10 protein-coding genes and 2 tRNA genes are annotated in these 12,809 nt (G+C 62.1%); 10 read left to right on the top strand and 2 right to left on the bottom strand.

Going from position 1 to position 12,809, the window contains the following annotated elements; all coding sequences use genetic code 11:
• Positions 1 to 22: 22 nt before the first annotated feature.
• On the top strand, positions 23 to 847 hold the full coding sequence (locus N7650_RS00675; RefSeq protein WP_279896523.1) for a Slam-dependent surface lipoprotein: 825 nt from the start codon (positions 23 to 25) through the stop codon (positions 845 to 847).
• A gap of 78 nt (positions 848 to 925) precedes the next feature.
• Positions 926 to 2,419, top strand: a complete 1,494-nt coding sequence (locus N7650_RS00670) for a porin family protein (protein ID WP_279896521.1) — start codon at positions 926 to 928, stop codon at positions 2,417 to 2,419.
• Positions 2,420 to 2,511: 92 nt separating this feature from the next.
• Here the strand turns inward: N7650_RS00670 and N7650_RS00665 are convergent.
• Positions 2,512 to 2,598: transfer RNA gene (locus N7650_RS00665), tRNA-Leu, on the bottom strand.
• Between the two features lie 83 nt (positions 2,599 to 2,681).
• A tRNA-Leu gene (locus N7650_RS00660) sits at positions 2,682 to 2,768 on the bottom strand.
• A 274-nt stretch (positions 2,769 to 3,042) separates the two neighbouring features.
• Here N7650_RS00660 and rnr point away from each other — a divergent pair.
• From rnr to N7650_RS00620, 8 genes are all read left to right on the top strand, one after another.
• A complete protein-coding gene (rnr, locus tag N7650_RS00655; protein ID WP_279896519.1) occupies positions 3,043 to 5,667 on the top strand; it encodes a ribonuclease R in 2,625 nt (874 codons plus the stop codon).
• On the top strand, positions 5,664 to 6,410 hold the full coding sequence (gene rlmB / locus N7650_RS00650) for a 23S rRNA (guanosine(2251)-2'-O)-methyltransferase RlmB (protein ID WP_009403891.1): 747 nt from the start codon (positions 5,664 to 5,666) through the stop codon (positions 6,408 to 6,410). The genes rnr and rlmB overlap by 4 nt, the downstream gene beginning before the upstream one ends.
• A gap of 246 nt (positions 6,411 to 6,656) precedes the next feature.
• Positions 6,657 to 7,082, top strand: coding sequence for a 30S ribosomal protein S6 (rpsF, locus tag N7650_RS00645; RefSeq protein WP_009403888.1), 426 nt, complete (start codon positions 6,657 to 6,659; stop codon positions 7,080 to 7,082).
• Between the two features lie 28 nt (positions 7,083 to 7,110).
• Positions 7,111 to 7,341 carry a 30S ribosomal protein S18 gene (gene rpsR / locus N7650_RS00640; RefSeq protein WP_009403887.1) on the top strand — a complete coding sequence of 77 codons (231 nt, stop codon included), beginning with the start codon at positions 7,111 to 7,113 and terminating at the stop codon, positions 7,339 to 7,341.
• A gap of 36 nt (positions 7,342 to 7,377) precedes the next feature.
• On the top strand, positions 7,378 to 8,274 hold the full coding sequence (locus N7650_RS00635; RefSeq protein ID WP_009403886.1) for a hypothetical protein: 897 nt from the start codon (positions 7,378 to 7,380) through the stop codon (positions 8,272 to 8,274).
• Positions 8,275 to 8,295: 21 nt separating this feature from the next.
• Positions 8,296 to 8,742: a 50S ribosomal protein L9 gene (gene rplI / locus N7650_RS00630; protein ID WP_003249568.1), complete on the top strand. Its 447-nt coding sequence runs from the start codon at positions 8,296 to 8,298 to the stop codon at positions 8,740 to 8,742.
• 111 nt (positions 8,743 to 8,853) lie between these two features.
• Positions 8,854 to 10,251 carry a replicative DNA helicase gene (gene dnaB / locus N7650_RS00625; RefSeq protein ID WP_009403885.1) on the top strand — a complete coding sequence of 466 codons (1,398 nt, stop codon included), beginning with the start codon at positions 8,854 to 8,856 and terminating at the stop codon, positions 10,249 to 10,251.
• A 105-nt stretch (positions 10,252 to 10,356) separates the two neighbouring features.
• On the top strand, positions 10,357 to 12,660 hold the full coding sequence (locus N7650_RS00620) for a YgiQ family radical SAM protein (protein ID WP_009403884.1): 2,304 nt from the start codon (positions 10,357 to 10,359) through the stop codon (positions 12,658 to 12,660).
• Positions 12,661 to 12,809 lie beyond the last annotated feature (149 nt).

Genomic DNA, 12,809 nt, shown 5'->3' with positions numbered 1-12,809 from the left:
AACTCATGATAAGGAGCTTGTTGTGAAGAAACTCTTTGCATTGACAGCGTTGTCGCTGGTTACTTCCGGTGCATTTGCCGCCACCGTCAGCGGCGGTTCCTCTTCCGCCTATGTCCAGGCTGCTGCCTCGAACATGATGGCGGTAGGTACTGCGGGAATCGTCATGCCGACGACCACGGGTGGCATTGCCAATTCGGCAGCAGTCGTCAGTTTCAAGGCTGGCCCGATCGCCCAGACCAGCGCGGTGCTGAGCGGTTATGGCACCACCTCGGCACATATCGTCAACCCGCTCAATGGCGTCACCACGTCGGAAACCTGGAAGAACCTGGCTACCTACAACACCGAGATCCATGCCTATCGCCAGATCGCCGCGCCTTCGCCGGGCTATCCACAATTCGGTGGCGAGGTAATTGCCAAGGTCTCGGGCGCCGAGGTGTACTTTGGTGAATGGGCACCGGCCAAAACCGGCACCCAGCCAACCAACAGCACCGACCTGAACCTGTCCAGTGCCAACCGCACCGTCTGGTTCGTCGGCGAAAACCCGACCACCAGCATGCCGACCCTGGTCAATGCCAAGTACAACGTCGTCGGTGTCAACCAGTACAACCCGGGCACTGCCGCGGGCGTCACTTCGGGCGTGCTGACCGCCAACTATGGTGCCGGCAGCGGCACCTTGGCCGGTTCGGTTGGCGGGCTTAGCTTCGCTGGCACCACCATCGCCTCGAACGGTTCCTTCGCTCGCGGCACCAACATCAAGGGGCAGTTCTACGGCGCCAACGCCGAGGCCCTGGCAGGTATCTACACCACCAGCACCACCAAGGTCGCCTTCGGCGGCGCCAAGCAATAACACACGTGTGTCACTGGAGGAGGGAGCATCGGCTCCCCCTTCCGACCTCCAGTACCTTTCTGTCCCGGACCGATCACCATGCTGCCGTTCCTGCGGGTGCGCATCGCCCTGCTGTGTTGCTCGACCCTGTTGTCCAACGTGTTGCTGGCCGACGATGACGACACCCGCCTGCTCCTGAACAGGATCGAGCGCGGCGCCGAAGCGCGCGAGCGGGCCAACCTGGGCGCGCCGGACCCGGCCGAGCACAACGACGGGCTGATCACCATCCAGGGGCAGACGTACAACGTGCAGAACACCCTCGAAGACCTCGGGCCGGCGATCTATGTGTCCACCAACCTGCGGCAGTGGGGCAAGGTGCGGCAGTTCGTCGAGCGCTACCGGCGGTTGCCCGGGCATGAGCCGGCGCTGGTGGAAATGGCCGAGGGCCTAATCGACCGCAGCGAGCGCCGCTACACGCAGGCGATTGCTCATCTGCGTCGGGCCGACAGGTTGCAACCGGGTTTCGTGCGAGCGCGCCTGGAGCTGGCGCGGACCCTGTTCGAGGACAACCAGACCCGCGAGGCCGAAACGCTGTTCCGCGAGGTCGCCGCCGCCGATGTGCCCGAGCAGGTGCTGAGCGTGCTGGACGAGTACCACCACGCCATCGATGTGCGCCGCCAGTGGCATGGCTCGGCATCCCTGGGCTTCGGCTACAACAGCAATATCAACCAGGCCAACGGCATGACCACGGTGACCCAGGTGTGTTCGGTGTTCTTCGATTGCTTCGACTACACGCGGCAGATGCCGAAGAAGATCAGCGCTTCAAGCCTGGTCTACGATGTCGCGGCCGAGCGGCGTTTCCAGATCGCCGGCAATCACAACGTGCTGGTGCGTGGCCTCAGCTATGGCAACGACTACAGCCGGCACAGCGAGGAGGATGACGTCGAGACCTGGTACGACGACAACACCAGCGTGCTGTACGCCGGCTACAGCTTCCAGAGTGCGCTCGACGATGTGTCGCTGACCCCGCTGTTCGAGAACTACTACAGCGACCACCACACCAAGTACCAGGCCAGCGGCGTGCGCGGGGAATGGAAGCACAACCTGAGCAATCGCTTGCAGGTCGGCTTGCAGGCGCAGCACAAGCATTTCCGTTTCCAGGGCGATCAGCGTGACTATTTCGATGATTACGACGAGCGTCAGGTGGGTACGTCGCTGTCGTATCTGCTTGATCCACAGACCCTGATATTTGGCGGCGTGACCTACACCCGGCGCAGCCAGGAAGCCGATACCGCGAGCAATCGCGAGTACATGGGCAGCCTCGGGGCGTATCACGGTTTCAATGCGGGGGTGAACCTGAGCCTGATCGGTCTGTATCGCACCACCCGTTATGACGCGCCGGACGTTTTTCTCGGTGGCCTGCGCAAGGATCGCCAGCAGATCTACATCGCCAACCTGAGCGTGCCGCGCCTGGCCTTCGCCGGCATCGTGCCGAGCCTGTATGCCAAGCGCACGGTGACCGACAGCAGCATCGACTGGGCTTATTCGTACCGGCAGACCGAGGTGGCGTTGAAGTTCGAAAAGACTTTCTAGAGTGGGGCAGGGTCGCGAAGCGGCCCCAATTGGCTGGATTTGCCGAATCCCAGGCATAAAAAAACCCGCTTTCGCGGGTTTCTTTAGAAATATGGTGCCCAGAAGAAGACTCGAACTTCCACGACCGTAAGGTCACCAGCACCTGAAGCTGGCGTGTCTACCAATTTCACCATCTGGGCAAAGGTTGAAGCATTTGTAACAAATTCGGTGTAGCGTGTCGCGTAAATTCCAGCCTTGTCACTCGTTGGCTGAAATTTGAAATTGGTGCCCAGAAGAAGACTCGAACTTCCACGACCGTAAGGTCACCAGCACCTGAAGCTGGCGTGTCTACCAATTTCACCATCTGGGCATTTCGCTGATTGCGCTTCGACGTAGTGTTTTACATCGTGCGGCTTCTCAACTATAACGACGGTGTCCGTCGCTGTGGTGCGCACTATACGGATGGCCCCCGGGGCTGTAAACCCCCGTTCGAAAAAAATCTTAAAAAATTCAAGCCGTTGATCGACCGAAGCCCAGAACCCGTTTACAGGCCGTCCCGGGTGGGGCTGTCCAAGGTTGAAATTTCCGGTTTCAATACGGCTATGCCAAACTAACCCTTATATAGACAAGGTGAACCCCTCCTAATGGCCGATTGGCAGTCCCTCGATCCCGAGGCCGCTCGTGAAGCGGAAAAATACGAAAACCCCATCCCTAGCCGTGAGCTGATCCTCCAGCACCTCGCCGAACGAGGCTCGCCGGCTGCGCGCGAGCAACTGGTTGAGGAGTTCGGTTTGCACACCGAGGATCAGATCGAGGCCCTGCGCCGCCGCCTGCGGGCAATGGAGCGCGATGGTCAGCTGATCTACACCCGGCGCGGCACCTATGCCCCGGTAGACAAGCTGGACCTCATCCTCGGCCGTGTCTCGGGCCACCGCGACGGTTTCGGCTTCCTGATCCCCGACGATGGCACGGAAGACCTGTTCCTCAGCCCGTCGCAGATGCGCCTGGTGTTCGACGGCGACCGCGCCCTGGCCCGGGTTTCCGGCGTCGACCGCCGTGGCCGTCGGGAAGGTGTGCTGGTAGAGATCATTTCCCGCGCCCACGAGAGCATCGTCGGTCGCTACTTCGAGGAAGGCGGCATCGGCTTCGTCACCGCCGACAACCCGAAGATCCAGCAGGAAGTGCTGGTGACCCCGGGCCGCAACGCCGGGGCCAAGATCGGCCAGTTCGTCGAGGTGAAGATCACCCACTGGCCGACCCCGCGTTTCCAGCCGCAGGGCGATGTGGTCGAAGTGATCGGCAACTACATGGCGCCGGGCATGGAAATCGACGTGGCCCTGCGCAGCTACGACATTCCGCATGTATGGCCCGAAGCGGTCATCAAGGAAGCCCGCAAGCTCAAGCCGGACGTGGAAGAGAAGGACAAGGAAAAGCGCATCGACCTGCGCCACCTGCCGTTCGTCACCATCGACGGCGAAGACGCCCGCGACTTCGACGATGCCGTGTATTGCGAAAGCCTTGGCAAGCTGCGCCTGTTCTCCGGTGGCTGGCGCCTGTACGTGGCGATCGCCGACGTATCCAGCTATGTCCGTCTTGGTTCGGCACTCGATGCCGAAGCCCTGGTCCGTGGCAACTCGGTGTATTTCCCCGAGCGGGTGATCCCGATGCTGCCGGAAGAGCTGTCCAACGGCCTGTGCTCGCTGAACCCGCACGTCGATCGCCTGGCCATGGTCTGCGAAATGACCATCAACAAGTCCGGGCAGATGGTCGATTACCAGTTCTATGAAGCGGTGATCCACTCCCACGCGCGCCTGACCTACAACAAGGTCAGCAGCATGCTGGAACATGCCCGCACCCGCGAAGGCCGTGCCCTGCGCGAGGAATACAGCGAAGTGCTGCCGCACCTCAAGCAGCTCTATGCGCTGTACAAGGTGCTGCTCGATGCCCGCCACACCCGCGGCGCGATTGACTTCGAGACCCAGGAAACCCGCATCATCTTCGGCGCCGAGCGCAAGATCGCGGAGATCCGCCCGACCGTGCGCAACGACGCGCACAAGCTGATCGAGGAATGCATGCTGGCGGCCAACGTGGCCACCGCCGAATTCCTCAAGAAGCATGAGGTTCCGGCCCTGTACCGGGTTCACGACGGTCCGCCGCCGGAGCGCCTGGAAAAACTGCGCGCCTTCCTTGGTGAACTGGGCTTGTCGCTGCATAAAGGCAAGGACCCGTCGCCGAAGGACTACCAGGCCCTGCTGGCGAGCATCGCCGGGCGCCCGGACTTCCACCTGATCCAGACCGTGATGCTGCGTTCTCTGAGCCAGGCAGTGTACAGCGCCGAGAACAACGGCCACTTCGGCCTGAACTACGAGGCCTACACCCACTTCACTTCGCCGATCCGTCGTTATCCGGACCTGCTGGTACACCGCGCCATCCGCAGCGTGATCCGTTCCCGCGTGGAAACCCCGCACGTCAAGCGTGCCGGGGCGATGAGCATTCCCAAGGCACGGATCTACCCGTACGACGAGAACACCCTGGAGCAACTGGGCGAACAGTGCTCGATGAGCGAACGGCGCGCCGACGAGGCGACCCGCGACGTGGTCAACTGGCTCAAATGCGAATACATGAAGGACCGCGTCGGCGAATCCTTCCCGGGTGTGATCACCGCGGTGACCGGCTTCGGCCTGTTCGTCGAGCTGACCGACATCTATGTCGAGGGCATGGTCCACGTCAGTGCGCTGCCAGGCGACTACTACCACTTCGACCCGGTGCACCACCGCCTGACCGGCGAGCGCACCGGCCGCAGCTTCCGTCTCGGCGACACCGTCGAAGTGCGGGTGATGCGCGTCGACCTGGAGCAGCGCAAGATCGACTTCGAAATGTCGGAGAACGCCCTGAAGGCGCCGATCGGGCGCAAACAGCGTTCGGCCGAGCCGGCAGCGGCGACCGGCGCGAAGATCGGCGTCGGCCCGAATGCCAAAGGCAAGGCGGCAGATCCTGCACCTGCTCCGGCCAAGGCAGAGCGTCCTGCCCGTCGCAGCAAGAAGGACGAAACCTCCGAAGCCTATTTCTCCTCCCATGCCGCGACGAACAACGCCGAAGTGCGCAAGAGTCGGGAAATGAAGAAGGCCCTGCTTTCCGAGGCGCGGCACGCCCATGCCAGTGGCAAGCCGGCGGGCAAGTCCGCGGGCAAATCGGAGAAACCGAGCAAACACCGCAAGGGGCCGCCAAAGTCCGGTTCCACTTCGCGTAAACCGAAAGGCAAGTCATGAGTCAGTTGGAAAAGATCTACGGCGTGCATGCCGTGGAAGCCCTGTTGCGCTTTCACCCCAAGCGGGTGAAGCAGATCTGGCTGTCGGAAGGTCGTAGCGAGCCGCGGGTCCAGGCGCTGTTGGCGCTGGCCGCGGAATACCGGGTCAGCGTTGGCCAGGCCGAGCGCCGCGAAATGGACGCCTGGGTCGAAGGCGTGCACCAGGGCGTGGTCGCCGAGGTCAGCCCGAGCCAGGTCTGGGGCGAGGCAATGCTCGAGGAACTGCTGGAGCGGACCGAGAAGGTTCCGCTGCTGCTGGTTCTCGATGGCGTCACCGACCCGCACAACCTCGGGGCCTGCCTGCGTACTGCCGATGCTGCCGGCGCGCTGGCGGTGATCGTGCCCAAGGACAAGTCGGCGACGCTGACCGCTGCGGTGCGTAAGGTGGCCTGCGGTGCTGCCGAGGTGATTCCGCTGGTGGCCGTGACCAACCTGGCGCGGACCCTGGAAAAGCTGCAGCAGCGTGGCCTGTGGGTGGTCGGCACGGCCGGCGAAGCCGAGCAGGAGCTGTACCAGCAGGACATGACCGGGCCGACCGTGCTGGTGATGGGCGCCGAAGGCAAGGGCATGCGCCGCCTGACCCGCGAACACTGCGATTTCCTGGTGAAATTGCCGATGGCGGGGAGCGTCAGCAGCCTGAACGTCTCGGTGGCAACCGGCGTTTGCCTGTTCGAGGTGGTGCGGCAGCGTTCCGTCAGCAAGTAAATGGTGGACCCAATCGCTGGCAAGCCAGCTCCCACACCGCTGACCCTGTGGGAGCTGGCTTGCCAGCGATGCTTTTAGCGGCACTGCTCAATATTTCACCAATTACCTTGCTTGTCCCACCGCGCTTCTCTACAATTGCGCGCCTTGTCCCGGGCATGCGTGCCCGATCCAGGACAGGACATACAAGAGTCATTCACTCCTTGTCTGACCGCATTGTCGGCAGACTACAACCCGTAAGGAGCATTCATGCGTCATTACGAAATCATCTTCTTGGTTCACCCGGACCAGAGCGAGCAAGTCGGCGGCATGGTTGAGCGTTACACCAAGCTGATCGAAGAAGACGGCGGCAAGATCCACCGTCTGGAAGACTGGGGCCGTCGTCAACTGGCCTACGCAATCAACAATGTTCACAAGGCTCACTACGTGATGCTGAACGTTGAGTGCACCGGCAAGGCCCTGGCCGAGCTGGAAGACAACTTCCGTTACAACGATGCCGTGATCCGTAACCTGGTCATCCGTCGCGACGAAGCCGTCACTGGCCAGTCCGAGATGCTCAAGGCTGAAGAAAACCGCAGCGAGCGCCGTGAGCGTCGTGACCGTCCTGAGCATGCTGACAGCGCCGAAGGCGACGACAGCAATGACAGCGACAACAGCGATAACGCTGACGAGTAATCCACGGATCTTTTGAGGAGCCTATTACATGGCACGTTTCTTCCGTCGTCGTAAATTCTGCCGCTTCACTGCTGAAGACGTGAAAGAGATCGATTACAAAGATCTCAACACCCTGAAAGCTTACGTATCCGAAACCGGCAAGATCGTTCCAAGCCGTATCACTGGTACCAAAGCTCGTTATCAGCGTCAGCTGGCTACCGCTATCAAGCGCGCCCGCTTCCTGGCCCTGCTGCCCTACACCGACAGCCACGGCCGCTGAGACCGGGTCGTCGACAAGTAGCAAAGGATAAAATGCATGCGGGCCCTGGCTGATTTCATCATGCGCGGTCGCGTGCAGGCCACTCTGGTAGTGGTGGGTTGTGCGGCATTGCCGCTGCTGTTCTGGTTGAGTGCCGCCGCCGGGAGCCTGGTGTTCCTGCGGCGCGGTTTCAAGGACGCCTCCGGCGTTCTTGCCTGGGCTGTACTGCCGGCGTTGGCCTGGTGGTACTTCGGCGAGCCGCGCACCTTGATGGTGTTGCTGGGGACGCTGGGTCTGGCAGCGCTGTTGCGCGCCGGACAATCCTGGAACCGGGTGCTGTTGTCCAGCATCGCCCTGGGCCTGGTGTATGGCGCCGTTCTGGGTTCGGTGTTCCGCGAACCGATCGACACCCTCGCGCAAGAGATCGCCAAGATCCTTCCGCAGATGCTCGACGGGATCTACCAACAATTGTCGGTAGAAGAGCGGGGCCGGCTGGAAGGGCTGATCTCACCGGTGCTTACCGGCCTGATTGCGGCCTTGCTGCAGGCGGTCAGTGTGTTGTCCCTGATGTTGGGGCGCTACTGGCAGGCAGCCTTGTATAACCCGGGAGGCTTCGGCAACGAGTTTCGTGCCGTAAGACTGCCGTTGGCGGCGGCGCTGGTGCTGCTGGTGTTGATGCTGGTGGGGCCGAATTTCGGTACCGAGCTGGGCATGCTGACACCGCTGTGCACCGTGCCGCTGGTCTTCGCCGGACTGGCCGTGATCCATGGCCTGGTGGCGCAGAAGCGACTGGCGAAGTTCTGGCTGGTCGGGTTGTACGTAACGCTGCTGCTGTTCATGCAGCTGATTTATCCGTTGCTCGTGGTCCTGGCCATTGTCGACAGCCTGATTGATTTTCGCGGACGCGGGGCGTCCAAGGACGCCGGTAACGGCTCCGCGAACGGTGAAGGTTAAAAGTTAAGAGGTTTATACCAAATGGAACTGATCCTGCTGGAAAAAGTCGCCAACCTGGGCAACCTGGGCGACAAAGTTAAAGTCAAGGCTGGTTACGGTCGTAACTTCCTGCTGCCATTCGGCAAGGCCACCGTTGCCAACGCCGCCAACCTGGCTGCGTTCGAAGAGCGTCGTGCCGAGCTGGAAAAAGCTGCTGCCGACAAGAAAGCTTCGGCTGAAAGCCGCGCTGCCCAACTGGCTGAACTGGAAGTCACCATCACCGCTACCGCTGGTGATGAAGGCAAACTGTTCGGTTCGATCGGCACCCACGACATCGCTGACGCACTGACCGCCTCCGGCGTTGAAGTTGCCAAGGCTGAAGTTCGTCTGCCGAACGGCACCATCCGTCAGGTTGGCGAATACGACGTAGCCGTGCACCTGCACAGCGACGTCGAAGCCACCGTACGCGTGGTCGTCGTAGCAGCCTAAGCTGTATCGATCGGCTGGTTCCTTTGGAAACAGCCGGTTAACATCGGGCACGATCCTGCATCGCAGGTCGTGCCCTTTGTCTTTTTCACCCTCCAGATTTCCCAGGTGGCCATGAACGAGATAACCGCCCCCGAGCAATATGATCTGCAAACTGCCGCGCTGAAGGTGCCGCCACATTCCATCGAGGCCGAACAGGCCGTGCTCGGTGGCCTGATGCTGGACAACAACGCCTGGGAGCGTGTGCTCGATCAAGTCTCCGACGGCGACTTCTACCGGCATGACCACCGCCTGATCTTCCGCGCCATCCACAAGCTGGTTGACCTGAACATCCCGTTCGACGTGGTCACCCTGCACGAACAGCTGGACAAGGAAGGCCTGAGCTCGCAGATCGGCGGCCTCGGCTACCTCGGCGAGCTGGCGAAGAACACCCCGTCGGTGGCCAACATCAAGGCCTATGCGCAGATCATTCGCGAGCGCGCGACCTTGCGCCAGCTGATCAGCATCAGCAACGACATCGCCGACAGCGCCTTCAACCCGCAGGGCCGCAATGCCGAGGAGATCCTCGACGAAGCCGAGCGGCAGATCTTCCAGATCGCCGAGGCTCGCCCGAAGACCGGCGGCCCGGTAGGCGTCAATGAACTGCTGACCAAGGCCATCGACCGCATCGACACGCTGTTCAACTCCGACAGCGAGATCACCGGCCTGTCCACCGGCTATACCGACCTCGACGAGAAGACCAGCGGCCTGCAGCCGGCCGACCTGATCATCGTCGCCGGCCGTCCATCCATGGGCAAGACCACATTCGCCATGAACCTGGTGGAAAACGCTGTGTTGCGCAGCGACAAGGCGGTGCTGGTGTACTCCCTCGAGATGCCAGGCGAATCGCTGATCATGCGTATGCTTTCGTCCCTCGGTCGCATCGACCAGACCAAGGTACGCTCCGGCCAGCTGGACGACGATGACTGGCCGCGCCTGACCTCGGCGGTCAACCTGCTCAACGACCGCAAGCTGTTCATCGACGATACCGCCGGCATCAGCCCGTCGGAAATGCGTGCACGGACCCGTCGCCTGGTCCGCGAGCATGGCGATATCGCCATGATCATGATCGACTACCTCCAGCTGATGCAGATCCCCGGTTCCAGCGGCGACAACCGGACCAACGAGATCTCCGAGATCTCCCGGTCCCTCAAGGCCCTGGCCAAGGAATTCAACTGCCCGGTCATCGCCCTGTCGCAGCTCAACCGCTCCCTGGAGCAGCGTCCGAACAAGCGCCCGGTGAACTCCGACTTGCGGGAATCGGGAGCGATCGAGCAGGACGCCGACGTGATCATGTTCGTGTACCGCGACGAGGTGTATCACCCCGAGACCGAGCACAAGGGCATTGCCGAGATCATCATCGGCAAGCAGCGGAACGGCCCGATCGGCTTTATCCGCCTGGCCTTCATCGGCAAGTACACGCGCTTCGAGAACCTTGCCCCGGGCAGCTACAACTTCGACGACGACGAGTAATGCCCGCGCCCGACCAATTCCGACCTTCGCCGTCGGAATTGGTTAAATTTTGTGCTATATTCCGCGCCCGCGATTTTCCTGCACTCAAAAAAACCGGTCACTGACATGCAAGCAGCCAAACCACTCTTCGACTATCCCAAGTACTGGGCCGAATGCTTCGGACCAGCGCCGTTCCTGCCGATGAGCAGGGAGGAGATGGATCAGCTCGGCTGGGATTCCTGCGACATCATCATCGTGACCGGCGACGCCTACGTCGACCATCCGTCGTTCGGCATGGCCATCATCGGCCGCCTGTTGGAGGCCCAGGGCTTCCGCGTCGGGATCATCGCCCAGCCGAACTGGCAGTCGAAGGACGACTTCATGAAGCTCGGCGAGCCCAACCTGTTCTTCGGCGTCGCCGCCGGCAACATGGACTCGATGATCAACCGCTACACCGCCGACAAGAAGATCCGCTCCGATGACGCCTATACCCCGGGTGGCCTGGCCGGCAAGCGCCCGGACCGTGCGAGCCTGGTCTACAGCCAGCGCTGCAAGGAAGCCTACAAGCACGTGCCGATCGTTCTCGGCGGCATCGAGGCGTCGTTGCGCCGCATCGCGCACTACGACTACTGGCAGGACAAGGTCCGCCACTCGATCCTGATCGACGCCTGCGCCGACATCCTCCTGTACGGCAACGCCGAACGCGCCGTGGTCGACATAGCCCAGCGCCTTGCTGCCGGCGAACGCATCGAGGACATCACCGATATCCGCGGTACCGCCTTCGTCCGCCGCGATACCCCGCAGGGCTGGTACGAGATCGACTCGACCCGCATCGACCGTCCGGGCAAGGTCGACAAGATCATCAACCCCTATGTCAACACCCAGGACACCCAGGCCTGCGCCATCGAGCAGCAGAAGGGCGAGGTGGAAGATCCGAACGAGCCGAAGGTCGTGCAACTGCTCGACAGCCCGCGGATGACCCGGGAAAAGACCGTGATCCGCCTGCCGTCTTTCGAGAAGGTGCGCAATGACGCGGTGCTCTACGCCCACGCCAACCGCGTGCTGCACCTGGAAACCAACCCTGGTAACGCCCGGGCCATGGTGCAGAAGCACGGTGAAGTCGATGTCTGGTTCAACCCGCCGCCCATTCCGATGACCACCGAGGAAATGGACTACGTATTCGGCATGCCCTACGCGCGGATCCCGCATCCGGCCTACGGCAAGGAGCGCATCCCTGCGTATGAAATGATCCGTTTCTCGGTGAACATCATGCGCGGCTGCTTTGGTGGCTGCACCTTCTGCTCCATCACCGAGCATGAAGGGCGGATCATCCAGAACCGTTCCCACGAGTCGATCATTCGCGAGATCGAGGAGATCCGCGACAAGGTCCCCGGCTTCACCGGCGTTATTTCCGACCTCGGCGGCCCGACCGCGAACATGTACCGGATCGCCTGCAAGAGCACCGAGATCGAGACCCACTGCCGCAAGCCGTCCTGTGTGTTCCCGGGGATCTGCCCGAACCTGAACACCGACCACTCGTCGCTGATCAAGCTATACCGCAGTGCCCGCGCCCTGCCGGGGGTGAAGAAGATCCTGATTGCTTCCGGCCTGCGCTACGACCTTGCCGTGGAGTCGCCCGAGTACGTGCGCGAGCTGGTGACCCACCACGTTGGTGGCTACCTGAAGATCGCCCCGGAGCACACCGAGGAAGGCCCGCTTAACCAGATGATGAAGCCTGGTATCGGCACCTACGACCGCTTCAAGCGCATGTTCGAGAAATATTCGAAGGAAGCGGGCAAGGAGCAGTACCTGATTCCGTACTTCATCGCCGCGCACCCGGGCACCACCGACGAAGACATGATGAACCTGGCCCTGTGGCTCAAGGGCAACGGCTTCCGCGCCGACCAGGTGCAGGCGTTCTACCCGTCGCCGATGGCCTCGGCCACTGCCATGTACCACTCGGGCAAGAACCCGCTGCGCAAGGTCACCTACAAGAGCGAAGGGGTGACCATCGTCAAGAGCGAGGAGCAGCGCCGCCTGCACAAGGCTTTCCTGCGCTACCACGATCCGAAGGGCTGGCCGATGCTGCGCGAGGCCCTTGAGCGCATGGGCCGTGCCGACCTGATCGGCCCGGGCAAGCATCAGCTGATTCCGGCGCACCAGCCGGCGACCGACAGCTACCAGAGCGCCCGACGCAAGAACTCCACCCCTGCGGGTAGCCACAAGGTGGCCAAGGAACAGAAGATTCTCACCCAGCACACCGGCCTGCCGCCGCGCGCCAGCAATGGTGCCAAGCCCTGGGACAAGCGCGAAGAGGCCAAGGCCGCCGCGTTCGCCCGCAACCAGGAGGCGGCCAAGGCACGCAAGGACGCGGCCAAGGGTGGCAAGGGCAAGGGCAAGACCAAGCGCCAGCCGGTCCTGCCGCGCTAAGCCCCATGACGGGGCTTGCGCCCCGTCATGAAGCCCCTGGTTGCACCTCCTCGGTGCAAGAAGCCGAGGCCCTCATCGCTGGCAAGCCAGCTCCCATAGGTTTTGCGGTGCACCCGATCCCTGTGGGAGCTGGCTTGTCGGATCGCCGC

Source organism: Pseudomonas sp. GD04058, from assembly GCF_029836855.1.
Taxonomy (GTDB): Bacteria; Pseudomonadota; Gammaproteobacteria; order Pseudomonadales; family Pseudomonadaceae; genus Aquipseudomonas; species Aquipseudomonas bharatica.
This window is presented reverse-complemented; position numbering and strand designations above follow the sequence as displayed.